This is a genomic window from Pseudomonas extremorientalis, assembly GCF_024584605.1.
Lineage (GTDB): Bacteria > Pseudomonadota > Gammaproteobacteria > Pseudomonadales > Pseudomonadaceae > Aquipseudomonas > Aquipseudomonas extremorientalis.
Genome location: NZ_CP089519.1, coordinates 4,889,541 through 4,913,163, shown reverse-complemented (window position 1 = coordinate 4,913,163; position 23,623 = coordinate 4,889,541). Strand labels below are relative to the sequence as shown.

Sequence of the window (23,623 nt, the reverse complement as noted above, 5' to 3'; positions counted from 1 at the left end):
AAGCTCGTGCCGTTTAGTGTTGGGTGCGCGTCACTGCCCTTATAGGTATGGCCGAAGGTTTTAGCGTGGGAGTCAAGGCATGGCAGGAGTAATGGATTCAGTAAACCAGCGCACACAGCTGGTGGGGCAGAATCGCCTGGAGTTGTTGCTTTTTCGCCTGGACGGCAAGCAGTTGTATGGCATCAACGTGTTCAAGGTGCGGGAAGTGCTTCAATGCCCCAAGCTGACGATCATGCCCAAGTCCAGCCCGGTGGTGTGTGGCGTTGCCAACATACGTGGCGCGACGATCCCGATTCTTGATCTGGCCCTGGCCACCGGTTCCGCCGGGCTGCAGGACCGCGAAAACCCGTTCGTGATCATTACCGAGTACAACACCAAGACCCAGGGTTTCCTGGTGCGCTCGGTGGAGCGCATCGTCAACATGAACTGGGAAGAGATCCATCCGCCACCCAAGGGCACCGGTCGCGATCACTACCTTACGGCGGTGACGCGGGTCGACAACCAGCTGGTGGAAATCATCGACGTCGAGAAAATCCTCGCCGAAGTGGCGCCTACTTCTGAGTCGATCTCCGTGGGTGTGGTGGACGCCGAAACCGCGCACAAGGCAGTCTCACTGCGCGTGCTTACGGTGGACGACTCGTCCGTGGCGCGCAAGCAGGTGACCCGTTGCCTGCAAACCGTCGGGGTTGAAGTGGTCGCCCTCAATGATGGTCGCCAGGCGTTGGACTACCTGCGCAAGCTGGTGGACGACGGCAAGAAGCCGGAGGAAGAATTCTTGATGATGATCTCCGACATCGAGATGCCGGAAATGGACGGCTATACCCTCACGGCCGAGATCCGCAACGATCCACGCATGCAAAAATTGCATATCATCCTGCATACTTCGTTGTCGGGTGTATTCAACCAGGCGATGGTCAAGAAGGTCGGTGCCGATGACTTTTTGGCCAAATTCCGTCCTGATGACCTGGCATCCCGGGTTGTCGACCGGATCAAGGCAGCAGATCACAGCTAAGGTGTTTCCCTTGGCGGTCATACGATTTTAGAGGCGGTATCAGTGTCTACAGGTAATTTGGATTTTGAACAGTTCCGGGTCTTCCTGGAAAAAGCCTGTGGCATATTGCTCGGTGAAAACAAGCAGTACCTGGTATCCAGCCGTCTCAACAAACTGATGGAGCAGCAGGGTATCAAGTCGTTGGGTGAGCTGGTCCAGCGCATCCAGGGCCAGCCGCGCAGCGGGCTCAAGGAGATGGTGGTCGATGCCATGACCACCAACGAAACCCTGTGGTTTCGCGATACCTACCCGTTTGAAGTGCTCAAGAGCAAAGTGCTGCCGGAGGCCATCAAGGCCAGCCCGGGCCAGCGCCTGCGCATCTGGTCGGCCGCCTGTTCCTCGGGGCAGGAGCCGTACTCTATTTCGATGTCCATCGATGAGTTCGAGCGGACCAACATGGGCCAGTTGAAGGCCGGGGCGCAAATCGTGGCCACCGACCTGTCCGGCACCATGCTCACCAACTGCAAGACCGGCGAGTACGACAGCCTGGCCCTGGGGCGTGGTTTGTCCCAGGAACGCCTGCAGCGTTACTTCGACCCGAAAGGGGCGGGACGCTGGGCGGTCAAGGCGCCGATCAAGAACCGTGTGGAGTTCCGCTCCTTCAACCTGCTAGACAGCTATGCCAGCCTGGGCAAGTTCGACATGGTGTTCTGCCGCAACGTGCTGATCTACTTCTCGGCCGAAGTGAAGAAAGACATCCTGTTGCGCATCCACGGCACGCTCAAGCGCGGTGGTTATCTGTTCCTTGGCGCTTCTGAGGCGCTGAACGGTCTGCCGGACCATTTCCAGATGGTGCAGTGCAGCCCGGGGATCATCTACCAGGCCAAGTAAGGCTGAGGCGGTCAAAAATGTGGGAGGGGGCTTGCCCCCGATGCCGGTGTGTCAGTGATCGATGTATCAACTGAACCGCTGCCATCGGGGCAAGCCCCCTCCCACATTTGTTTTGCGGCAAACCGAAGTAAAGCGGCAACCCTCATTGCCGCTTTACTGGCGCCACGCGGAAACCGCTTGCCGCTTTTCTGGCATTGCCGCTGGCAACCTCCTCCAGAACCCTTGATCTACGGGCCTTCGTCAGATTGGCATGCACCTTGCTATAACCCTGGTAACGAAAAGCAGGTCAGCCCTTGAAGGTTTCCGCCATGAGCATCAGCTTCGATAAAGCGCTCGGTATCCACGAACAAGCCCTGGGCTTCCGCGCCCAGCGTGCCGAAGTCCTGGCCAACAACATTGCCAACGCCGACACCCCGAACTACAAGGCTCGGGACCTGGACTTCTCCGCCGTGCTCGCCGCACAGCAAGACAAGACCAAGAACGGCACCTTCGCCTTGAACATGACCAACAGCCGTCATATCGAAGCGCAAGGCTTGAGCAATGGCGACGAGTCGTTGCTGTATCGCACGCCGATGCAGCCGTCGATCGACCAGAACACCGTCGACGCCCAGTTGGAGCAATCGGCCTACGCCGAGAACTCGGTGAACTTCCAAGCCAGCTTTACCCTGCTCAACAGCAAATTCAAAGGGCTGATGTCAGCCCTGCGTGGAGAGTAAGCCATGTCCCTGTCCAGTGTTTTCAATATTGCCGGCAGTGGCATGAGCGCGCAGACCACGCGTTTGAACACCGTCGCCAGTAACATCGCCAACGCCGAGACCGTGTCTTCGAGCATTGACCAGACCTACCGCGCCCGTCACCCGGTGTTCGCCACCATGTTCCAGGCCGGCCAGAACGGTGGCAGTGATTCGCTGTTCCAGGACCAGGGTGCCGCCGGCTCCGGCGTGCAGGTACTCGGTGTGGTTGAAGATCAGAGCAACCTTGAAGCGCGCTACGAACCCAACCATCCCGCCGCGAACGAAAAGGGTTATGTCTACTACCCCAACGTCAACGTGGTCGAGGAAATGGCTGACATGATTTCCGCCAGCCGCTCGTTCCAGACCAATGCGGAAATGATGAACACCGCCAAAACCATGATGCAGAAGGTCCTGACCCTGGGTCAGTGATAAGGGGCGCCAAATAATGGCCATCGTTGATACATCAAACAACACGCCGGTCCAGGACCTGTTCAACTCCAAGGTCAAGAACGCCCAGGACAACAGCAGCGTCAGCGACGCCGCCAATAAGGCGACGGGCAAGCAGGCGTTGGGCAAGGATGCGTTCCTGCAACTGCTGGTAACCCAGCTGAAAAACCAGAACCCGCTGTCGCCGCAAGACAACGGCGCGTTCGTGGCGCAACTGGCGCAGTTCAGCAGCCTGGAAGGCATCAACACCCTGAACGACTCGGTGAATGCGATCTCCACCAACTTCAGCTCGTCGCAGGCGTTGCAGGCCTCGTCGCTGGTCGGGCGCTCGATCATCATCCAGACCGACAAGGCCATGGTTGATACGAGCAAGAGCATGACCGGTTCGGTGGCGGTGACCTCGGCGGTGGGCAACGTCTCCGTCAAGATCACCGACAAAGACGGCAACGTGGTGCGCACCATCGACATGGGTGCCCAGAGCGCCGGCACCCAGAACTTCATCTGGGATGGCAAGAACGACAAGGGCGAGGTTGCCCCGGCGGGCACCTACACCTTCAACGCCACCACCAAGAACGACAAGGGCGACTCCGTGGCCCTGGCCACTTCGCTGCCCGCGACGGTAACGAGCGTGACCCTGAGCAAGACCGGCGGCGAAATGCTGCTGAACCTGGCGGGCGGCATGGGCAGCGTCAAGCTGTCGCAAATTCAGACTATCGGTACATAGAGCCGGCTAAATACGGCAGAGGGAGAGAAACATGTCTTTTAACATCGGCCTTAGCGGCCTCTATGCGGCCAACAAACAACTGGACGTGACCGGCAACAACATCGCCAACGTCGCGACCACTGGCTTCAAGTCGTCCCGTGCGGAATTCGCCGACATCTACGCCGCGTCTAAGCTGGGCACCGGCCAGAACAGCATCGGCAACGGTGTGAACCTGGCGGCCGTGTCGCAGCAATTCACCCAGGGTGACGTCAACGGCAGCGGCGGTATCCTGGACATGGCGATCCAGGGTGGCGGCTTCTTCGTGCAGAAGGGCAGCGACGGTTCGCTGGAGTACACCCGCAGCGGTGCCTTCCGTGCCGACAAAGACGGCTACATCACCAACAATACCGGCACTTCGCGCCTGCAAGGCTACGCGGCAGATGCCGATGGCAAGATCATCAAGGGCGGCCTGACCGACCTGCAACTGAATCTGTCGAACCTGCCGCCCAAGGCCTCCACCAAAGTGGACTCCACCAGTAACCTGAACTCCTCGGAGCCGGTGATCGACCAGGTGGCCAAGCCGTTCAACCCGAACGACACCAGCACCTTTACCACCCAGTACAGCACCACCTTGTACGATTCCCAGGGCAACGCGCACCCGATGGTGCAGTACCTGGTGAAAACCGACGGTAACAAGTGGAATGCCTATACCCTGATCGATGGTCGCAACCCCAACGGTTCGGCGCCAACCGGCACCCCATCGACTCCACCTGTGCCATCGACCTTGACCTTTGACGGCGCCGGCAAGCTCACCAGTGTGGTCACCGGTGGTGTCTCTGATAAGACCCTGACCATTAGCGGTTGGGTTCCTGGCACCGTGACCAACGGTGTGTGGAAGGCCAACGGTGCAGATGCGAACCCAGCAGGTATCGCCGTCAACATGGCCAACATCACCCAGTACAACTCGGCCACCTACCGCAACCCACCGGTCACCGATGGCTACGCCACCGGCCAGATCACCGGCCTGAAAATCGACGGCAGCGGCGTGCTGTTCGCCACGTTCAGCAACCAGCAGAGCAAGGCCATCGGCCAGATCTCGCTGGCCAGCTTCAACAACGAACAGGGTCTGCAGCCTGCCGGTAGTACTACCTGGAAAGAAACCTTCGCCTCGGGCCAGCCGGGTTATGACACCCCGCAAGCCGGTACCCTGGGTTCGATCGTGGCCAACTCCCTGGAGAACTCCAACGTCAACCTGACCAACGAGCTGGTAGACCTGATCAAGGCCCAGAGCAACTACCAGGCGAACGCCAAGACCATCTCCACCCAGAGCACCATCATGCAGACCATCATCCAGATGACCTGATATGCGGTAGCGCTGCACAAAAAAGCCCTTCGTAAGAAGGGCTTTTTTGTGGGCGTAAGAAAAAGTGCCGATGACATATCAGGTTACGTGCTTTGAAGCTTGGGAAGGAACGCGCTTGACCTGTTCTGCCACTGATTGAACCAGAGCCTGGGTGGCTCACCAATCAAAGGGGGGCGGGGAATGTGGCATTCAGGAGTGTCCGGGCAAGGCGCTCGGCGTGTCGGGTATATGCCTGGCCAGGCAGGCGGCGATACACCTGCGGTTGCGCCGGTGGCTGAAGTGTCTGCGGTGAAGCAGTTGCTCGGCGAGCTGTTCGATGCGCAACAGACCGGCAAGAATCAGGTGGTTCAGGATACGCGCGACAAGTTGAATGCGTTACGTGAGAAATTGGGGAGTGAGAAGTTCAAGGAAATCCTCAACACAATGATTGAGGCCGCTGATGCACAGTTTCGTGAGTTTCTCAGGCAGCTGTTGAAACAGTGGTTTCCCGAAGACGAGGATTCACAGCCACCTGCGCCCCCTGCGCCCCCTGTGTCGCCAGGCGGTCGTCGCGGTCCCAGCGTTCCCCGAAGTGATTTCGGGCCCTCTGAGTCCATGAGCAACAAGCCGGTTACTGAAGGGGCAAGGCACTTCAACTACAGGCCGGATAACAGCAACCCCGGAAAAAAGCCTGACAATATCTGGAGCGGATTCAGTCAGGGCCCCGATGGTAATTGCATCACGGTTTCCGCCATCAAAGCCGCCATGATGCAGTATGGCCAGAAGCCTACCGATGTCTTCAAGGACGTGAAGGAGACTGCAAACGGTTACGACGTGACAATGCGCGATGGCTTCAAGCTGTCATTGACCAAAGACGAAGTGAAGCAAGCGGCCAGGCATGCTCAATTCAAGGGGGATGACCCGGCAATGATGACGGACGCCAACTTCATGTATGCCGCCAGCGCCAAGCGGGCGCAGATGGAAAATAACGACGGCACGGCTGGGAGAAGTTTCCGGGCAGCGATGGATAGCCTCAATGATGGCGAGGATTCGCGTGAGGGCTTGGATCGACTGGGGTTGAAGGGGCGCTACCGGCCTGCGAGCGACGCCGATTTGAGAAACAGCAAGGTGGGCACCGTGGAGTACGACGGACACTCGATGGCGGTCATCAATGGCCGGGTTGAGTTGTGGGGAGGGCGAGGCGGTGTGCCTAAATCGGGTGTTGCGACCATCTTGTTCTAGTCAGCGTACTTGCCTGTAGCCCGACAAAAAAAGCCCCCGATACACCATGGATATATCGGGGGCTTTTCAGTCTTGGGTGGTTAAACCCAAGGCAGGCTCAGCTTATTGGCAAGCTTCGCAATCCGGCTCGTCAATCGCGCAGGCTTTTGGCACTGGCGCCGGGCCAGCTGGCGCAGCAAGCACCGAATCATCACCGTGGTTGCCGCCGCTGGAAACAGCGTTCAGCTTACCGGTGTTGATGGTCGACTTCTCGGTGCTGGTCGCGGCCAGGGCACGGAGGTAGTAAGTGGTTTTCAGGCCACGGTACCAGGCCATGCGGTAGGTCACGTCCAGCTTCTTGCCCGAAGCGCCGGCGATATACAGGTTCAGGGACTGCGCCTGGTCGATCCACTTCTGGCGACGGCTGGCGGCGTCAACGATCCACTTGGTGTCTACTTCGAAGGCGGTCGCGTAGAGCTCTTTGAGTTCTTGCGGGATGCGCTCGATCTGTTGCACGGAACCGTCGTAGTACTTCAGGTCGTTGATCATGACCGAGTCCCACAGGCCGCGAGCCTTGAGGTCGCGAACCAGGTACGGGTTGATCACGGTGAATTCGCCCGAGAGGTTCGATTTCACATACAGGTTCTGGTAGGTCGGTTCGATCGACTGCGATACGCCGGTGATGTTGGCGATGGTGGCGGTCGGTGCGATAGCCATGATGTTGGAGTTACGAATGCCTTTCTGCACACGGGCACGTACCGGCGCCCAGTCCAGGGATTCGTTCAGGTCGACGTCGATGTACTTCTGGCCACGGGCTTCGATGAGGATCTGTTGCGAATCCAGCGGCAGGATGCCCTTGGACCACAGCGAACCCTGGAACGTCTCGTAGGCGCCGCGCTCGTCGGCCAGGTCGCAGGACGCCTGGATCGCGTAGTAGCTCACCGCTTCCATGGACTTGTCGGCGAACTCGACCGCAGCATCCGAACCGTAAGGAATGTGCTGCAGGTACAGCGCGTCCTGGAAGCCCATGATGCCGAGGCCGACCGGGCGGTGCTTGAAGTTGGAGTTCTGCGCCTGTGGCACCGAGTAGTAGTTGATGTCGATGACGTTATCGAGCATGCGAACAGCGGTGTTGACGGTGCGTTCCAGCTTGGCGGTGTCCAGCTTGCCGTTGACGATGTGGTTCGGCAGGTTGATCGAGCCCAGGTTGCAAACGGCGATCTCGTCCTTGTTGGTGTTCAAGGTGATCTCGGTGCACAGGTTCGAGCTGTGGACCACGCCCACGTGCTGCTGCGGGCTGCGCAGGTTGCACGGGTCTTTGAAGGTCAGCCATGGGTGGCCGGTTTCAAACAGCATGGACAGCATTTTGCGCCACAGGTCTTTGGCCTGGATGGTCTTGAACAGCTTGACCTTGCCTGGGTACTCGGTGAGGGCTTCGTAGTACTCGTAGCGCTCTTCGAAGGCTTTACCCGTCAGGTCGTGCAGGTCCGGCACTTCGGATGGCGAGAACAGGGTCCATTTGCCGTCATCGAAGACACGCTTCATGAACAGGTCAGGGATCCAGTTGGCGGTGTTCATGTCGTGGGTACGACGACGGTCATCACCGGTGTTCTTGCGCAGCTCGATGAACTCTTCAATGTCCATGTGCCAGGTTTCCAGGTAGGCACACACCGCGCCTTTGCGCTTGCCACCCTGGTTTACGGCCACGGCAGTGTCGTTCACCACTTTCAGGAACGGCACGACGCCCTGGGACTTGCCGTTGGTGCCCTTGATGTACGAACCCAATGCACGCACCGGGGTCCAGTCGTTGCCCAAGCCGCCGGCGAATTTGGACAGCATGGCGTTGTCGTGGATCGCGTGGTAGATGCCCGACAGGTCATCCGGCACGGTGGTCAGGTAGCAGCTCGACAGCTGTGGACGCAGGGTGCCGGCGTTGAACAGGGTCGGGGTCGACGACATGTAGTCGAAGGACGACAGCAGGTTGTAGAACTCGATGGCACGGTCTTCTTTCTGCTTCTCTTCGATCGCCAGGCCCATGGCCACGCGCATGAAGAACACTTGCGGCAGTTCGAAGCGGATACCGTCCTTGTGGATGAAGTAACGGTCGTACAGGGTCTGCAGGCCCAGGTAGGTGAACTGCTGGTCACGCTCGTGGTTGATCGCCTTGCCGAGTTTTTCCAGGTCGAAGGTGGCCAGGACCGGGTTCAGCAATTCGAATTCGATACCCTTGGCGATGTAGGCCGGCAGGGCCTTGGCGTACAGGTCAGCCATCTCGTGGTGGGTGGCGCTGTCGGCGACTTTCAGGAAGCCCAGGCCTTCGGCACGCAGGGTGTCCATCAGCAGGCGCGCGGTCACGAACGAGTAGTTCGGCTCGCGTTCAACCAGGGTACGGGCGGTCATCACCAGGGCGGTGTTGACGTCGGTCAGGGCCACGCCGTCGTACAGGTTCTTCAGGGTTTCGCGCTGGATCAGGTCACCGTCGACTTCTTCCAGGCCTTCGCAGGCCTCGGTGATGATGGTGTTCAGGCGGCCCAGGTCCAGCGGTGCAAAGCTGCCGTCGGCCAGGGTGATACGGATCGACGGATGCGCTTGCACGGCGGCTTCTTCGGCCGGGGAGCGTACGGCACGTTCCTTGGCACGCGAATCACGGTAGATCACGTAGTCGCGGGCGACTTTCTGCTCGCCGGCACGCATCAGGGCCAGTTCGACCTGGTCCTGGATTTCTTCGATGTGGATGGTGCCGCCCGACGGCATGCGACGCTTGAAGGTCGCGGTGACCTGTTCGGTCAGGCGGGCAACGGTGTCGTGGATGCGCGACGAAGCGGCAGCGGTGCCGCCTTCAACTGCAAGAAACGCTTTGGTGATGGCGACGGTGATTTTGTCATCGGTGTAAGGAACGACAGTGCCGTTACGCTTGATCACACGCAGTTGGCCAGGTGCGGTGGCGGACAGATCCAGGTTCGAATCAGCGGCCTGCGGCACGGAGCCTTGCGGGTTCTCGCGAGTTGTGTCGGTTTGCATGGGGGGTTGTCTCCACGTTCTATATTTGATTGCGAGTGCCAGGCTCTTCCTGCAACACCCGTACCGTTTTCCATATCGGGGATGGGAAACAGCTGCCATCCGCGTGAGCGGTTTGGTCTACTGAAAATCGGTTGGTTCCATGCTGCGCTAGCAATAAAACGCTTGAATTTCGAGCCACTTGTGTGGTTGGGCGATTTCTTCGAAAACCCCACATGTAGGGTCTTCTGTAGTGCCGAGGTACAAGATAATGCGTTTTCGAGGGGTTAGCAACGCAGTAACCTGTGGATAACGCTGTGAGTAAAATGTGTAAGAAAGGTAGAACAGCCGTGTAGGCCGCATTGCTGCTGGATTACGCCGTTTGTCATTAAATGTTTCGGCCTGAAAACAAGCGGCCCATTTTCGAAGGGCGCGAACCCTATCACAAAAAAACCTGATCACCGAATGGATTTCCTGGCTTGTGTTTGAGGGCTGGCCCATGGCTACAATCGCCTGCCTCGGGCTAAGAAGTGACCCACATCATGCCCGCCTTTTATGACAGACATTGAGGTCACCCGTGGAGCAAGAAGCCTGGCAGGTATTGATAGTCGAAGATGACCAGCGACTGGCCGAATTGACCCGTGAGTACCTGGAGAGCAACGGCCTGCGGGTCTCGGTGGAGAGCGATGGTGGCCGGGCGGCGGCGCGGATCATCGCCGAACAGCCCGACCTGGTGATCCTCGACCTGATGCTGCCCGGCGAAGACGGCCTGAGCATCTGCCGCAAGGTGCGTGAGTGCTATGACGGCGTGATCCTGATGCTCACCGCGCGCACCGACGATATGGACCAGGTGCAGGGCCTGGACATGGGCGCCGACGATTATGTGTGCAAGCCCGTGCGTCCGCGCCTGTTGCTGGCGCGCATCCAGGCCCTGCTGCGGCGCAGCGAAGCGACGGAGCCAACCGCCGTGGAGAACCAGCGCCGCCTGCAATTCGGCCCTCTGGTTGTGGACAACGCCCTGCGCGAGGCCTGGCTGAATAATGAGGGCATCGAACTGACCAGCGCCGAGTTCGACCTGCTGTGGCTGCTGGTGGCGAATGCCGGGCGCATTCTGTCCCGCGAAGAAATCTTCATTGCCCTGCGCGGCATCGGCTACGACGGCCAGGATCGCTCCATCGACGTGCGTATTTCTCGCATACGCCCCAAGATAGGTGACGACCCCATCCACCCGCGCCTGATCAAGACCATTCGCAGCAAAGGCTACCTGTTCGTCCCCGAAGCCGCCGCCGACATGCCGCTGTGAACTCGATCTTCCTGCGCATATACGGCGGCATGTGCGCGGCGCTGATCCTGGTGGCGCTGCTCGGCGTGCTGGCCTTGCACCTGCTCAACGAGGTGCGCAGCGGCCAGTACCGCGAGCGCCTGGCCCATGGCACCTTCGCCTTGATGGGTGACAACCTGCAACCCATGAGCGCCATCGAGCGCCAGCGCGCCCTGGCGGTGTGGGAGCGTTTGCTGGGGATCCCGCTGGAGTTGCGCCCGCTGGCCGATGCGCAACTGGACTTGAGCCAGCGCAATCGCCTGCAACGCGGCCAGGTGCTGGTGGAGCAGACCGGGCCGCATGCCGCGCGGGTGCTGCGTTTGGTCAGCGAACAGGAGCAGCTTGTTCTTACAGGCGAGGTTCAGCAGATCAGCGAACAACTGGCCCGCGCGACTATCTACCTGCTGGCCGATGAGCTGGTGCGCTTCCCGGTGGCCGAACAGCCGCAGCGCCTGGCAGATATAAAGGAAACCAAGGGCTTTGGCTTTGATATGCACCTGATGACCCTCGACCAGGCCGATATGGATGAAGACCAGCGTCGTCGGGTTTCGGAAGGCGACACGGTGATGGCCCTGGGCAAGGGCGGCGATTCGATCCGCGTGTTTGCCGGCATGGTCGGTACGCCGTGGGTGCTGGAGATCGGCCCGTTGTATCAGATGAACCCTTACCCGGCGCAATGGCTGATCCTGATCGCCTTGATCGGCCTGACCCTGATCGGGCTGATCGTCTATCTGTTGGTGCGCCAGCTTGAGCGTCGGCTGCGCGGCCTGGAGGCCGCCGCCACCCGCATCGCCAAGGGCAACCTGGAAGTCCGCGTGCCGGCCCGTGGCGCCGATTCGGTGGGGCGGCTGGCGGCAGCGTTCAATGGCATGGCCGAGCATTTGCAACAGCTGCTTGCTATCCAGCGTGAACTGGTGCGCGCTGTATCCCACGAGCTGCGCACGCCGGTGGCACGCCTGCGTTTCGGCCTGGAGATGGTTGGCGACGCCACTACCGTCGAGGCTCGGCGTAAATACCTGGAAGGCATGGACAACGACATCCAGGACCTCGATGGCCTGGTGGATGAAATGCTCACTTATGCGCGCCTGGAACAAGGCTCGCCGGAGCTGAATTTCCAGCGCGTCGACCTCGATGCGCTGCTCGACCAGGTGATCGGCGAATTATCGCCACTGCGTCCGCAAGTGACCGTGGCCCGAGGGATCTGCTTGTCTTCGACGCATTGGGACGACGCCTGGGTCGACGCCGAACCGCGTTACCTGCACCGTGCCCTGCAGAACCTGGTGAGCAATGCCATGCGCCATGCCCAGGGGCAGGTGTTGATCAGTTATCAGGTGGGCCAGGTACGCTGCCGCATCGACGTGGAAGACGACGGCCCCGGTGTGCCGGAAAGTGCCTGGGAGCGCATCTTCACGCCGTTCCTGCGCCTGGACGACAGTCGCACCCGTGCCTCGGGCGGGCATGGCCTGGGGCTGTCGATCGTGCGGCGGATTATCTACTGGCACGGTGGGCGGGCGTTGATCAGCAAGAGCAATAATCTGGGCGGCGCATGTTTCAGCTTGAGTTGGCCCAGGGATCAAGAGAAACCCTGATGGATCAGGCGCTGATTGCGACCAGGCTCAACAACTGCCCATCATCCACCGCGAACTGCCCCGCCAATTCCTTGCCGTGGCACCATTCTTCGGACAGGTCCGTCAGCAGTCGCAACCGCAGATGCCCGGCCTCTGACCATTCCAGCAACTCGGCATGCTCAAAGTAGAAACGCTTTTGCACAATGGGGTAGAGCGCCTTGAACAGGCTCTCCTTGGCGGAGAACGTCAGCGTCACCAACAGGGCGATCCTTTCTCTTGGCAAGGCGGACATGCGCAGTAATTCATCAGCCGTCAGGATTTCCCCCGCCAACCGCTCGGCCCGCTCGAGGCTCAGCACATTCTCCAGGTCCATCCCCAGCCCGCGCCATTGCGCCTTGTGCCCGACAATCGCGGCGGCATGCCCGGTGCTATGGGTGATGGAGCCGCTGATAGGCGCGGGCCACACCGGTGCGCGGTCTTCGCCGATCGCGGGGATGCAGTCCAGGTGATCTAGCTGTTGCAGGGCGGCACGGGCGCACAAGCGGCCGGCGAGGAACTCGGCCTGACGCTTGGCTACCGAGCGCTGGATGCTCGCCGGTGGCGGCACGGCACAGCGCTGGAAATCGCCGGCCGTGAGCAGGGCCGGGTCAAAGCGCGTGCTGAGAAACACCGTGCCGGGCAACGGTTCGGGCAGCGGCCAATGGGCGTCGAGTGGAGTGCAGCAAGCGGGCAAGGGATTCATGGTCGGTATTTTGCCGAGTTGAGGGGCGTGAGGATAGCCCACTGCGGTTCAGGTGAGGTTCAGAGCCTGTTCAGGGGGAGTTCAGGGGGGGCTGCGTAGTCTGGGGCATACAGCCAAACGCATAGAGGTAACACCATGACTGCGATCAAACAGCTGATGTTGGCGTTAACCATGCTCAGTGCAACCGCTGGGGTCCAGGCATCCGATGGCGCCTTCGCCGCATTCGGCGGTGAGAAAACCAAGAAATCCAGTACCTTGATCCAGCGTGTCAGCTTCGAAGAAATGGGCAGCCAACCCACGCCCTGGGGCCAGTCCCTGGGCCTTGCAACACCGCAGCCGGCCTACCGCGCCGGCTATGAACACCTGACCGGCCAGTTCAATGGCATTAAACTGCGCCCGCAAGACCTGCAGGGCCGCTATGATATCCCTCTGTCGGACAGTTGAATTGCTTTGGAGAGCCTTATGAAATTGCTGGTGGTGGAAGATGAGGCGCTGCTGCGTCATCACCTGTTTACCCGCCTGACCGACAGCGGGCATGTGGTCGAGGCCGTGGCCAATGCCGAAGAGGCGCTGTACCAGACTGGCCAGTTCAATCATGACCTGGCGATTATCGACCTGGGCCTGCCCGGCATGGGCGGCCTGGACCTGATCCGCCAACTGCGTACCCAGGCCAAGACCTTTCCGATCCTGATCCTCACCGCCCGCGGTAACTGGCAGGACAAGGTCGAAGGCCTGGCTGCGGGTGCCGACGACTACGTGGTCAAACCGTTCCAGTTCGAAGAGCTGGAGGCGCGGATGAACGCTTTGCTGCGCCGCTCCAGTGGCTTTACCCAGTCGACCATTGTTGCTGGTCCCTTGTTGCTGGACCTCAATCGCAAGCAGGCGTCGCTCGAAGAGCAGCCGCTGGCGTTGACCGCCTACGAATATCGGATCCTTGAATACCTGATGCGCCATCACCAACAAGTGGTCGCCAAAGACCGCTTGATGGAACAGCTCTACCCCGATGACGACGAGCGTGATCCGAATGTCATCGAGGTGCTGGTCGGTCGCCTGCGTCGCAAGCTGGAAGGCCCGGCCGGGTTCAAGCCGATCGACACGGTGCGTGGCCTGGGCTATCTGTTCAATGAGCGCTGCCGTTGATTCGCTCGCTACGCGTACGCTTGATGCTGGCGGCCGCCACCCTGGCCGTGCTGTTCATGCTCGGCCTGTTGCCGGCCATGCAAGGGGCGTTCAGCCTGGCGTTGCAGGACTCCATCGAGCAGCGCCTGGCGTCGGACGTCACCACCTTGATCTCTGCCGCGCGGGTCGAAAACAACCGTCTGCTGATGCCGGCGCAGTTGCCCGACGAACGCTTCAACCTCACTGACAGCCGCCTGCTCGGCTATATCTACGACCGCGAAGGCCACCTGGTGTGGCGTTCGCGGGCGACCAAAGAAGAAAACATCAACTACAAGCCGCGCTACGACGGGCGCGGTAACGAGTTTGCGCGGATTCGCGAGGCCAACGGCCAGGAATTCTTCGTGTATGACGTCGAGGTCAGGCTGCTGGGCGGCAAGAGCGCCGCCTTCAGTATCGTGGCCCTGCAACCGGTGCGCGAATACCAGTTGACCCTGGAAGGCCTGCGCGAAAATCTCTACCTGGGCTTCGGCGCAGCCTTGCTGGTGTTGTTGACCTTACTGTGGCTGGGCCTGACCTGGGGCCTGCAAGCCCTGCGCCGGCTGAGTCAGGAGCTCGACCAGATCGAAGGCGGCACCCGCGAGAGCCTCTCCGAACAACACCCCCGCGAATTGCTGCGCCTGACCGGCTCCCTCAACCGCTTGCTGCACAGCGAGCGTGAGCAACGTGCGCGCTACCGCGATTCCCTCGACGATTTGGCCCACAGCCTGAAAACCCCGCTCGCGGTGTTGCAGGGAGTGAGCGAAGAAATGGCCCAGCGTCCGGAAGATCGCGAGCAGGCCCGGGTGCTGCAATCGCAGATCGAGCGCATGAGCCAGCAGATCAGCTACCAGTTGCAGCGCGCCAGCCTGCGCAAAAGCGGCCTGGTGCGCCACCAGGTGCGCCTGGAGCCGGTACTGCAAAGCCTGTGCGATACGCTGGGCAAGGTCTATCGCGACAAGCGCGTCAGTGTGTCCTTCGACCTGCCGGAAGAATGTGACGTGCCAATCGAGAAAGGCGCCTTGTTGGAGCTGCTCGGCAACCTGCTGGAAAACGCCTACCGCCTGTGCGTGAGCGAAGTGCGCATCAGCCTGGTGGAAAGCCTGGAAGGCACCGAGCTGTGTATTGAGGATGATGGGCCTGGCGTGCCGCCGGATCAGCGTGCCAGGATTCTGCAGCGGGGTGAACGGCTGGACCGTCAGCACCCGGGGCAGGGGATTGGGTTGGCGGTGGTCAAGGACATCATCGAGAGCTACGGTGCGCGTTTGACCCTGGGCGATTCACCGTTGGGTGGCGCCGCCTTCAGGATTCACTTCCCGGCTTTGTGATCTTTATCGGTTGTACAGGCCTCATCGGGGGCAAGCCCCCTCCCACCTTTGAATGTGTTCAAACATCAAAATGTGGGAGGGGGCTTGCCCCGATAGCGTCAGTCCAGGCGCTACATCTTTAGCTCTCTTGGGCTCGGTAAGCCCCCGGCGTCAACCCCGTCCACTTCTTGAACGCTCGATGAAACGCCGACGGTTCGGAAAACCCCAACTGCTCGGCAATCTCCTGCAACGACAAATCCGCCCGCCCCAAATGATAGATGGCGATGTCCCGCCGCAGCTCATCCTTGAGTGCCTGAAAGCTGGTGCCTTCTTCGCGCAAATGCCTGCGCAGGGTCTGCGGGCTGATGTGCAACTGCTGGGCGACGGCTTCCAGGTCTGGCCAGGGTGTACGGTCGCCGCTGAGCAAGCGGCGGAGCTGGCTGCTCAAGCTGTCGCCTTCATCCGGCCGTGACAACAGGTCAGCGGGGGAGCGCTCGAGGAAGTGCTTGAGCGTGCGTTCGTCCTGCAACAGCGGCAGGCTCAGGTAGCGGCCGTGAAATACCAGGCTGCTGTTCGGTGCGCCGAATACCTGGGTGCAGGGAAACAGCAGGTCGTATTCGCTGGCGTGAGCCGGCATCGGGTAGCTGAAGGTGGCCTGGTGCAGGCGGATGCGTTGGCCGATCAGCCAACTGCCGAGTCGATGCCAGATCACCAGCAGGCATTCGCTGAGGAAGTGATCCGGGTCCCACAATTGCGAGTCGTCCAGGCTCAAACGGGCCATTTCGCCTTCACGTGTCAGCTGCCAGCGTGGTCCCTGCGGGAATAGGCTATAAAACAATAAGCCGCGTTCCAGGGCTTTCTCCAGGGTGCGGCAGTGGATCAATGCGTGGCACATCATGGCAAAGGTGCCGCGTTTGCTGGGGCCGTCGGCAAACCCCAGGTATTCATCGTCCAGCGCCAGCCAGAGCATTTGCAGCAACCGGGTAAATTGTTCCGGCGCGATGCGGGCGCGGGGTTCGGTCAGCAGTTCCGGGGTGATACCTGCTTGCAGCAGCAGGCCCGAGTAGTCGTAACCGACCCGACGCGCACCGCCGAGGGCTGCCCGGGCGTAATGGCTGGCGATGGTACGTTCACGCATGCGAAGGCCTCTTCCATGGACGGGCGGATGGTAGCCACCCTCGGATGGGGTCACAAGGCGGATATCCGCCAAATTGTAGGACGGGATCAGGTTGGTGGGCGGAAATCCGCCACTCGACTCGGTGACTGGGAGGGCACTTGTAAAGCGCAAACCCTGATGTCTAAAGGTCTTCAGGGTTTTTCAGCAAAGTGGCACGGCGTTTGCGATAAGGATGACAGCGCAGGCTGCACCTACAGACCTCGCAAACAACAAATCCCTCCAGTGCAGGAGGGTTCGCAATTCAAGTGTCGTGGGCAATGGCGGATATTTGCCACACGGGACGATTGAGGAACTTTGCAATGACGACTCGTCAGCCTATCTACAAATCCCTGTACTTCCAGGTGATCGTTGCAATCGTTATCGGTATTTTGCTCGGTCACTTCTACCCACAGACCGGTGTAGCCCTCAAGCCACTGGGTGACGGGTTCATCAAACTGATCAAAATGGTCATCGCCCCGATCATCTTCTGCACCGTTGTCAGCGGCATCGCTGGCATGCAAAGCATGAAATCGGTCGGCAAGACCGGCGGCTATGCACTGCTGTACTTCGAGATCGTTTCCACCATCGCGCTGCTGATCGGCCTGATCGTGGTGAACGTGGTGCAACCGGGCAACGGCATGCACATCGACGTCGCCACCCTGGACGCTTCCAAAGTGGCAGCCTACGTCACTGCCGGTAAGGACCAGAGCATCGTCGGCTTTATCCTCAATGTGATCCCTAACACTATCGTCGGCGCGTTCGCCAACGGCGACATCCTGCAAGTGCTGATGTTCTCGGTGATCTTCGGTTTCGCCCTGCACCGCCTGGGTGCCTACGGCAAGCCGGTACTGGATTTCATCGATCGCTTCGCCCACGTGATGTTCAACATCATCAACATGATCATGAAGCTCGCGCCAATCGGTGCCCTGGGCGCCATGGCGTTCACCATCGGTGCCTACGGTGTGGGTTCGCTGGTGCAACTGGGCCAGTTGATGATCTGCTTCTACATCACCTGCCTGCTGTTCGTGCTGGTGGTGCTGGGTGGTATCTGCCGCGCTCACGGTTTCAGCGTGTTGAAACTGGTTCGCTACATCCGTGAAGAGCTGCTGATCGTTCTGGGTACTTCGTCTTCCGAGTCCGCACTGCCACGCATGCTGATCAAGATGGAGCGTCTGGGCGCCAAGAAGTCCGTAGTAGGCCTGGTCATCCCGACTGGCTACTCGTTCAACCTCGACGGTACGTCGATCTACCTGACCATGGCGGCCGTGTTCATCGCCCAGGCGACTGACACTCACATGGACATCACCCACCAGATCACTCTGCTGCTGGTGCTGCTGCTGTCCTCCAAAGGCGCTGCAGGCGTGACCGGTTCGGGCTTCATCGTACTGGCGGCCACCCTGTCGGCCGTAGGTCACCTGCCGGTTGCCGGTCTGGCGCTGATCCTGGGTATCGACCGCTTCATGTCCGAAGCCCGTGCGCTGACCAACCTGGTGGGTAACGCCGTTGCCACCATCGTTGTGGCCAAGTGGGTCAAGGAACTGGACACCGACAAGCTGCAAAGCGAGCTGGCGTCCGGCGGTACCGGCATCTCGGAAACCCGTGAGCTGGATGACCTGGGCGTGGCCGAAGGCCCTGCACCTGTGGTCAAGTAAATCGCCGATGGCGTGAACTAACGCCGACAGCAACGCACAAACGCCCCGACTGGTTCGGGGCGTTTGCGTTTCTGGCGCGTCACTTCGGCAACTTTTGTTTTACAGTGAATGTCTCGGTTGTAACGCTTGCAGGAGGTTATGTGGACAGTGTGGATCTGAATGTCCTGCGCAGCGTGCTCGAATGGCGCCGTGCCGGACAGCGAGTGGTGTTGTACAGCGTGGTCCAGACCTGGGGCAGCGCGCCGCGCCCGCCGGGCGCCATGCTGGCGTTGCGGGGCGATGGGGTAGTGATCGGCTCGGTATCGGGCGGGTGCATCGAGGATGACTTGATTGCACGCCTGCAGGACGGCCGGCTGCCTGAAGACGGGCCGCCGGTGCAGTTGGTGACCTACGGCGTTACCCGCGATGAAGCGGCGCGTTTTGGCCTGCCGTGCGGCGGCACCTTGCGCCTGACCGAGGAGCGGGTAGACGAGTGGGAATGGGTGGCTGAGCTGCTTGCACGGTGCGAGGCTCATCAGATCGTCGCCCGGGAGTTGGACCTGGCCACTGGCAAGGTGACGTTGAGTGGCGCGAGCAAGACCGACGTCGTCACCTTCGACGGTGAACGCCTGCGAGCCATCTATGGCCCACGCTGGCGCCTGCTGTTGATCGGTGCCGGGCAGTTGTCGCGGTATGTGGCGGAAATGGCGCGCCTGCTGGATTTCGAAGTACTGATCTGCGACCCGCGCGATGAGTTTGTCTATGGCTGGGAAGACCAGCACGGTCGCTTCGTGCCGGGTATGCCCGATGAGGCGGTGCTGAATATCCAGACCGACGAGCGCACGGCCATTGTCTGCCTCACCCATGATCCGCGCCTGGATGACATGGCGCTGCTGACGGCACTGAATTCCTCGGCGTTCTACATTGGTGCCCTCGGTTCACGGGTCAACAGCCAGAAACGCCGGGAAAACCTCGCGGCGCTGGGCTTGTCGACGGAAGCGATTGCGCGTCTGCATGGGCCGATCGGTTTGCATATCGGCAGTCATACACCGGCGGAAATCGCGTTGTCGTTGATGGCGGAAATTGTTGCGATCAAGAATGGTGTGGCGCCGATGCAGAAGAAGCCGTTGCCAGTGGTGGTTGAGTGAGCATCACCGCGATTGTGCTGGCGGCGGGGCAGGGCAGCCGTTTCCGCGCCGAGGCAGGGGCTGACCAGGACAAGTTGCTGGCTGATTGTGTGGGCCTGGATGGCGTCGTTCGGCCAGTGATCGAGCAGGTGCTGAAGAATCTGCCGAGTGCCGTGGCTGATCGTTGGGTGGTGACTTCAGCCGATCGTCCCGAAGTAATTCGCTTGGCAGAGATCTACGGTTGCAAGGTGTTGCTGCTGCGCTCGGCCGGCATGGGCGACAGTATTGCCGCTGCGGTTGCAGCCAGTGCTTCGGCGAATGGCTGGCTGGTGGTGTTGGGGGATATGCCGTTTATTCAGTCATCGAGCATTGAGCGAGTGATTGCGGGGGTGGAGGAGGGTGGCATCAGTGTGCCGGTGCAGGACGGGCAGTACGGGCATCCTGTGGCATTTGGCCGGGCATTTGGGCCCGGGTTGATGGCTTTGACCGGTGATCGTGGAGCCAAGCCGTTGTTTGCCCAGGCGGCGGTGTGTGAGGTGGCGGTAGATGACCCTGGTGTGTCATGGGATGTGGACGTGCCTGCGTTGTTGCATTACCTCTAGCCGGACGAACATAAAAAAGCCCCGCCTGATCACTCAGGCGGGGCTTTTCAGTGGCTGCGGGAATCAGGCGAGAGGTTTGCTCTCGTGTTCTGCTTCCTGTGCCGCGGCAGCAGCAGCGGCAGCGGCTTCAGCTTCCTTGCGACGACGACGCACTTCACGTGGGTCGTTCGGCGCACGGCCGTTTTCGGTCAGGGCGCTGACCGGTGCAGCTTCAACCACGGGGGCAGCCACTTCGGCAGCCGCCGGCGTTTCAACCACTGGCGCTGGTTCAACGACCGGAGCAGGCTCAACCACTGGGGCTGGCTCGGCTACCACAACTTCGGCAACCGGTGCCGGCGCTTCTTCTACCGCCGGGGCAGGTGCTGGCTCTTCAACCGAAGCGGCAGGCTCGGCAGTCCATTGGAAGGCGGTCTGTTCTTCACGAACTTCACGAACTTCCGGGGCCGCTTCGACAACCGGTGCTTCAATCACTGCTTCAGCCACAGGTTGAGGCTCGACTACCGGTACTTGTTCAGCCACCGCTTCAACTTCTGGCAGGGCTTCTTGAACCGGAGCAACTTCCACTTCCGGAACAACCGGTGCTTCGATTGGGGTAGTCGCTTCAACAACCGGTGCTTCTACGACTGGGGTTTCGGCAGCAGGTGCTTGAACGACCGGCGCTTCAACCACTGGGGCCTCGGCGGCAGGCACTTCCACAACGACGGCTTCTTCAACAGTCGCGCTAGCGCGCTCAGCCTGCTCGTGCGCCTGGGCTTCAGCCGGAGCGCTGATCACCGAGCTGGCAACGGCAGCGGTAACGGCCAGGCCGGCAGCCAGTTCGGCGCCAGTCGGCTCGCTGGTAGCGGCTTCTGCGTTTTCGCCGGTCTCTTCCGAGCCTTCGATCACGTTGCCGTTGGCATCGCGTTGACGCTCACGACGGTTGCTGCGACGACGCTGGCCACGGGAGCGGCGGCGTGGACGATCGCCTTCGGCGCCTTCCTGACCGTCTTCCTGCAGTTGCTCTTCGCCGGTCAGCACTTCTTCTTCGCTGGCGGCAGCCGCTTGTTCGGCACGTGGTTGACGCTCTTCACGCGGAGCGCGAGGCTGGCGTTCTTCACGTGGCGCACGTTCTTCGCGCGGCTGGCGAGCCGGGCGTTCTTCGGCAACAACAGCTGCACCGGCAACGGCTGGCGCAGCGTCCAGCGGCTCGCGCAGTTCGCGCACACGCTCTTCGCGCTCGCCACGTGGCTTGCGGTCTTCGCGTGGGGCGCGTGGAGTACGCGGTGCGCGCTCTTCACGCGGTGCCCGTTCTACGGTCGGGGTTTCTTCACGGGCTTCGCGAGGCGCACGCTCTTCACGTGGGGCGCGTTCCTCACGCGGCGCACGCTCTTCGCGCGGCTTGCGCTCTTCGTCACGACGGACGTTGCGGTTACGGCTCTGCTGGCGACCGTTGCGACGCTCTTCGTTGCGTGCAGGGCGCTCGGTCGCTGGTTTCTCAACCACAACCGGTGCAGCAGGCTCTTCCTTGGTGGCGAACAGGCTTACCAGCGACTTCACCAGGCCTTTGAACAGGCTTGGCTCAGGCATTACGGCCGGAGCGGCAACCGGAGCGGCAGCTTCAACCGGAACCGGTGCGTTGGCACGGGCCGGAGCGGTTTTCACGGCGGCTTCCTGGCGAACCAGGGTGCGGGTCGCGGCGGCTGGCTGGACTTCTTCCACTTCGGCGGCGGCAGCGGCGATTTCGTAGCTGGACTGGCCGCTGTGGGCTTCCGGGCTGTCATCACGCAGGCGCTGCACTTCGAAGTGCGGCGTTTCGAGGTGATCGTTCGGCAGGATGACGATACGGGCACGGGTGCGCAGTTCGATCTTGGTGATCGAGTTGCGTTTTTCGTTGAGCAGGAAGGCTGCAACCGGAATCGGCACTTGTGCGCGGACTTCGGCGGTGCGGTCTTTCAGGGCTTCTTCTTCGATCAGGCGCAGGATCGCCAGGGACAGCGATTCAACGTCACGGATGATGCCGGTGCCGTTGCAACGCGGGCAGACTATGCCGCTGCTCTCGCCCAGGGACGGACGCAGGCGCTGACGGGACATTTCCAGCAGGCCGAAGCGCGAGATGCGGCCGACCTGTACGCGGGCACGGTCAGCTTCCAGGCATTCGCGGACTTTCTCTTCCACGGCGCGCTGGTTCTTGGCCGGGGTCATGTCGATGAAGTCGATCACGATCAGGCCGCCGATGTCACGCAGGCGCAGCTGGCGGGCGATTTCTTCGGCCGCTTCCAGGTTGGTCTGCAGGGCGGTTTCTTCGATGTCGCTGCCTTTGGTCGCACGCGCCGAGTTGATGTCGATGGACACCAGGGCTTCGGTCGGGTCGATCACGATGGAGCCACCGGAAGGCAGTTCGACCACGCGCTGGAAGGCGGTCTCGATCTGGCTTTCGATCTGGAAACGGTTGAACAGCGGAACGCTGTCTTCGTACAGCTTGATCTTGCTGGCGTACTGCGGCATCACCTGGCGGATGAAGGTCAGGGCTTCGTCCTGGGCTTCAACGCTGTCGATCAGCACTTCGCCGATGTCCTGGCGCAGGTAATCGCGGATGGCGCGGATGATCACGTTGCTTTCCTGGTAGATCAGGAACGGCGCGGAACGATCCAGGGAGGCTTCCTTGATGGCGGTCCAGAGTTGCAGCAGGTAGTCGAGGTCCCACTGCATTTCTTCGCTGCTGCGGCCCAGGCCGGCAGTGCGCACGATCAGGCCCATGTCGGCCGGTGCGATCAGGCCGTTCAGCGCTTCACGCAGTTCGTTGCGCTCTTCGCCTTCGATGCGACGGGAAATGCCGCCGGCACGCGGGTTGTTCGGCATCAGGACCAGGTAACGGCCAGCCAGGCTGATGAAGGTGGTCAGGGCGGCGCCCTTGTTGCCACGTTCTTCTTTTTCGACCTGGACGATGACTTCCTGGCCTTCGCTCAGGACGTCCTTGATGTTCACGCGGCCTTCGGGGGCTTTCTTGAAGTATTCGCGGGAGATTTCTTTGAGGGGCAGGAAGCCGTGGCGCTCGGAGCCGAAATCGACAAAGGCAGCCTCGAGGCTTGGTTCGATGCGAGTAATACGGCCTTTATAGATGTTGGCCTTCTTTTGCTCGCGTGCACCGGATTCGATGTCCAGGTCGTAGAGGCGTTGGCCATCTACCAGTGCAACACGCAACTCTTCGGGTTGAGTTGCGTTAATCAGCATTCTTTTCATGTTGTACCGTCGGTTTCCGGGCTGCCGGAAACGGCGTTCGGCACACACGACTTCTCACGGTCGGTGTCAGGTGCGTCAAGAGTGGTTGGCCACTCCAGTGTCCAGCAATAACAGGCCAATTGGGCCGGTACCGCGACGGACGCGTCCTGCTTGTTAGCGGTGGTGACAAAGGCACCACTTCAACAAAAGCTAAGGTCAGGAGGAGGAATCAACCGGCGACTGTGGACGAGATGAAGCGTCTAAATATAAGCCTAGTGCTACACGGTCCGACGGTTGTGCATCTCCACCCTACACGTATCCCTGATAATTCGGGTGCTGCCGCGCGCAGAATCCGCAGCGGGTTGGCATTTACCGTGTTCTCCAATGGGGAGTCCACGCTCATGGCTAAACAAGACTAGGTGTGGGCGGTTGCGCTCTCACTCAGCTCTTAACAGGCGTTGTTTCCGAAGCATTCGCCGTGGTCTGGTCC

Annotated in this window: 19 protein-coding genes; 15 read left to right on the top strand and 4 right to left on the bottom strand. The window is 60.7% G+C overall.

Annotation, left to right across the window (positions count from 1 at the left end; all coding sequences use genetic code 11):
• Nucleotides 1-79: 79 nt before the first annotated feature.
• The 7 genes from LUU92_RS22060 (at nt 80) to LUU92_RS22030 (ending at nt 6,350) form a co-directional block, all read left to right on the top strand.
• A complete protein-coding gene (locus tag LUU92_RS22060) occupies nt 80-1,012 on the top strand; it encodes a chemotaxis protein CheV (RefSeq protein WP_071490521.1) in 933 nt (310 codons plus the stop codon).
• Between the two features lie 42 nt (nt 1,013-1,054).
• Nucleotides 1,055-1,882, top strand: a complete 828-nt coding sequence (gene cheR / locus LUU92_RS22055; protein WP_027607785.1) for a protein-glutamate O-methyltransferase CheR — start codon at nt 1,055-1,057, stop codon at nt 1,880-1,882.
• 308 nt (nt 1,883-2,190) lie between these two features.
• Nucleotides 2,191-2,598 (top strand): flagellar basal body rod protein FlgB, encoded by a 408-nt coding sequence (flgB, locus tag LUU92_RS22050; protein WP_010208346.1) that lies wholly within the window; start codon nt 2,191-2,193, stop codon nt 2,596-2,598.
• Nucleotides 2,599-2,601: 3 nt separating this feature from the next.
• Nucleotides 2,602-3,045 carry a flagellar basal body rod protein FlgC gene (flgC, locus tag LUU92_RS22045; protein WP_058427493.1) on the top strand — a complete coding sequence of 148 codons (444 nt, stop codon included), beginning with the start codon at nt 2,602-2,604 and terminating at the stop codon, nt 3,043-3,045.
• A 16-nt stretch (nt 3,046-3,061) separates the two neighbouring features.
• Nucleotides 3,062-3,787 carry a flagellar hook assembly protein FlgD gene (gene flgD / locus LUU92_RS22040; protein ID WP_058427492.1) on the top strand — a complete coding sequence of 242 codons (726 nt, stop codon included), beginning with the start codon at nt 3,062-3,064 and terminating at the stop codon, nt 3,785-3,787.
• Nucleotides 3,788-3,818: 31 nt separating this feature from the next.
• Entirely contained in the window at nt 3,819-5,129 is a 1,311-nt protein-coding gene (gene flgE, locus LUU92_RS22035) for a flagellar hook protein FlgE (RefSeq protein ID WP_071490520.1), read from the top strand.
• A 228-nt stretch (nt 5,130-5,357) separates the two neighbouring features.
• A complete protein-coding gene (locus LUU92_RS22030) occupies nt 5,358-6,350 on the top strand; it encodes a hypothetical protein (RefSeq protein WP_257102647.1) in 993 nt (330 codons plus the stop codon).
• 102 nt (nt 6,351-6,452) lie between these two features.
• Here LUU92_RS22030 and LUU92_RS22025 read toward each other — a convergent pair whose 3' ends face one another.
• The gene (locus LUU92_RS22025; protein ID WP_071490518.1) at nt 6,453-9,350 is read right to left on the bottom strand and encodes a ribonucleoside-diphosphate reductase subunit alpha; all 2,898 of its coding nucleotides are present in this window, start codon (nt 9,348-9,350) and stop codon (nt 6,453-6,455) included.
• 553 nt (nt 9,351-9,903) lie between these two features.
• Here LUU92_RS22025 and LUU92_RS22020 point away from each other — a divergent pair.
• The gene (locus LUU92_RS22020; RefSeq protein WP_257102646.1) at nt 9,904-10,629 is read left to right on the top strand and encodes a response regulator; all 726 of its coding nucleotides are present in this window, start codon (nt 9,904-9,906) and stop codon (nt 10,627-10,629) included.
• Complete coding sequence (locus tag LUU92_RS22015) at nt 10,626-12,236, top strand: ATP-binding protein (protein ID WP_071490516.1); 1,611 nt, start codon at nt 10,626-10,628, stop codon at nt 12,234-12,236. The genes LUU92_RS22020 and LUU92_RS22015 overlap by 4 nt, the downstream gene beginning before the upstream one ends.
• A 4-nt stretch (nt 12,237-12,240) precedes the next feature.
• On the opposite strand, the gene LUU92_RS22010 is transcribed toward LUU92_RS22015, so the two are convergent.
• A complete protein-coding gene (locus tag LUU92_RS22010; RefSeq protein WP_071490515.1) occupies nt 12,241-12,957 on the bottom strand; it encodes a 4'-phosphopantetheinyl transferase family protein in 717 nt (238 codons plus the stop codon).
• A gap of 135 nt (nt 12,958-13,092) precedes the next feature.
• Here LUU92_RS22010 and LUU92_RS22005 point away from each other — a divergent pair, with 135 nt between their 5' ends.
• From LUU92_RS22005 to LUU92_RS21995, 3 genes are read left to right on the top strand one after another with little or no spacing between them, the layout of a single operon-like run.
• Nucleotides 13,093-13,401, top strand: a complete 309-nt coding sequence (locus tag LUU92_RS22005) for a hypothetical protein (RefSeq protein WP_071490514.1) — start codon at nt 13,093-13,095, stop codon at nt 13,399-13,401.
• 18 nt (nt 13,402-13,419) lie between these two features.
• On the top strand, nt 13,420-14,097 hold the full coding sequence (locus tag LUU92_RS22000) for a response regulator (protein ID WP_058427484.1): 678 nt from the start codon (nt 13,420-13,422) through the stop codon (nt 14,095-14,097).
• Nucleotides 14,094-15,440 carry an ATP-binding protein gene (locus LUU92_RS21995; RefSeq protein WP_093128142.1) on the top strand — a complete coding sequence of 449 codons (1,347 nt, stop codon included), beginning with the start codon at nt 14,094-14,096 and terminating at the stop codon, nt 15,438-15,440. Before LUU92_RS22000 ends, LUU92_RS21995 begins: the two co-directional genes overlap by 4 nt.
• Nucleotides 15,441-15,558: 118 nt before the next feature.
• Here the strand turns inward: LUU92_RS21995 and LUU92_RS21990 are convergent, their stop codons facing one another.
• On the bottom strand, nt 15,559-16,557 hold the full coding sequence (locus tag LUU92_RS21990) for an AraC family transcriptional regulator (protein WP_071490512.1): 999 nt from the start codon (nt 16,555-16,557) through the stop codon (nt 15,559-15,561).
• 338 nt (nt 16,558-16,895) lie between these two features.
• Between LUU92_RS21990 and LUU92_RS21985 the strand changes: the two genes are divergently transcribed.
• From LUU92_RS21985 to LUU92_RS21975, 3 genes are all read left to right on the top strand, one after another.
• Complete coding sequence (locus LUU92_RS21985) at nt 16,896-18,227, top strand: dicarboxylate/amino acid:cation symporter (protein ID WP_071490511.1); 1,332 nt, start codon at nt 16,896-16,898, stop codon at nt 18,225-18,227.
• A 140-nt stretch (nt 18,228-18,367) separates the two neighbouring features.
• Complete coding sequence (locus LUU92_RS21980; protein WP_071490510.1) at nt 18,368-19,354, top strand: XdhC family protein; 987 nt, start codon at nt 18,368-18,370, stop codon at nt 19,352-19,354.
• Complete coding sequence (locus LUU92_RS21975) at nt 19,351-19,935, top strand: nucleotidyltransferase family protein (protein ID WP_071490509.1); 585 nt, start codon at nt 19,351-19,353, stop codon at nt 19,933-19,935. Before LUU92_RS21980 ends, LUU92_RS21975 begins: the two co-directional genes overlap by 4 nt.
• 63 nt (nt 19,936-19,998) lie before the next feature.
• Here the strand turns inward: LUU92_RS21975 and rne are convergent, their stop codons facing one another.
• Nucleotides 19,999-23,154, bottom strand: coding sequence for a ribonuclease E (rne, locus tag LUU92_RS21970; RefSeq protein WP_257102645.1), 3,156 nt, complete (start codon nt 23,152-23,154; stop codon nt 19,999-20,001).
• Nucleotides 23,155-23,623 lie beyond the last annotated feature (469 nt).

Coding starts and splice junctions, on each gene's coding strand:
- LUU92_RS22060 (WP_071490521.1), top strand. CDS start 80: ATGGCAGGAGTAATGGATTCAGTAAACCAGCGCACACAGCTGGTGGGG.
- flgB (WP_010208346.1), top strand. CDS start 2,191: ATGAGCATCAGCTTCGATAAAGCGCTCGGTATCCACGAACAAGCCCTG.
- flgC (WP_058427493.1), top strand. CDS start 2,602: ATGTCCCTGTCCAGTGTTTTCAATATTGCCGGCAGTGGCATGAGCGCG.
- flgD (WP_058427492.1), top strand. CDS start 3,062: ATGGCCATCGTTGATACATCAAACAACACGCCGGTCCAGGACCTGTTC.
- flgE (WP_071490520.1), top strand. CDS start 3,819: ATGTCTTTTAACATCGGCCTTAGCGGCCTCTATGCGGCCAACAAACAA.
- LUU92_RS22030 (WP_257102647.1), top strand. CDS start 5,358: ATGCCTGGCCAGGCAGGCGGCGATACACCTGCGGTTGCGCCGGTGGCT.
- LUU92_RS22025 (WP_071490518.1), bottom strand. CDS start 9,350: ATGCAAACCGACACAACTCGCGAGAACCCGCAAGGCTCCGTGCCGCAG.
- LUU92_RS22010 (WP_071490515.1), bottom strand. CDS start 12,957: ATGAATCCCTTGCCCGCTTGCTGCACTCCACTCGACGCCCATTGGCCG.
- LUU92_RS22005 (WP_071490514.1), top strand. CDS start 13,093: ATGACTGCGATCAAACAGCTGATGTTGGCGTTAACCATGCTCAGTGCA.
- LUU92_RS22000 (WP_058427484.1), top strand. CDS start 13,420: ATGAAATTGCTGGTGGTGGAAGATGAGGCGCTGCTGCGTCATCACCTG.
- LUU92_RS21990 (WP_071490512.1), bottom strand. CDS start 16,557: ATGCGTGAACGTACCATCGCCAGCCATTACGCCCGGGCAGCCCTCGGC.
- LUU92_RS21985 (WP_071490511.1), top strand. CDS start 16,896: ATGACGACTCGTCAGCCTATCTACAAATCCCTGTACTTCCAGGTGATC.
- rne (WP_257102645.1), bottom strand. CDS start 23,154: ATGAAAAGAATGCTGATTAACGCAACTCAACCCGAAGAGTTGCGTGTT.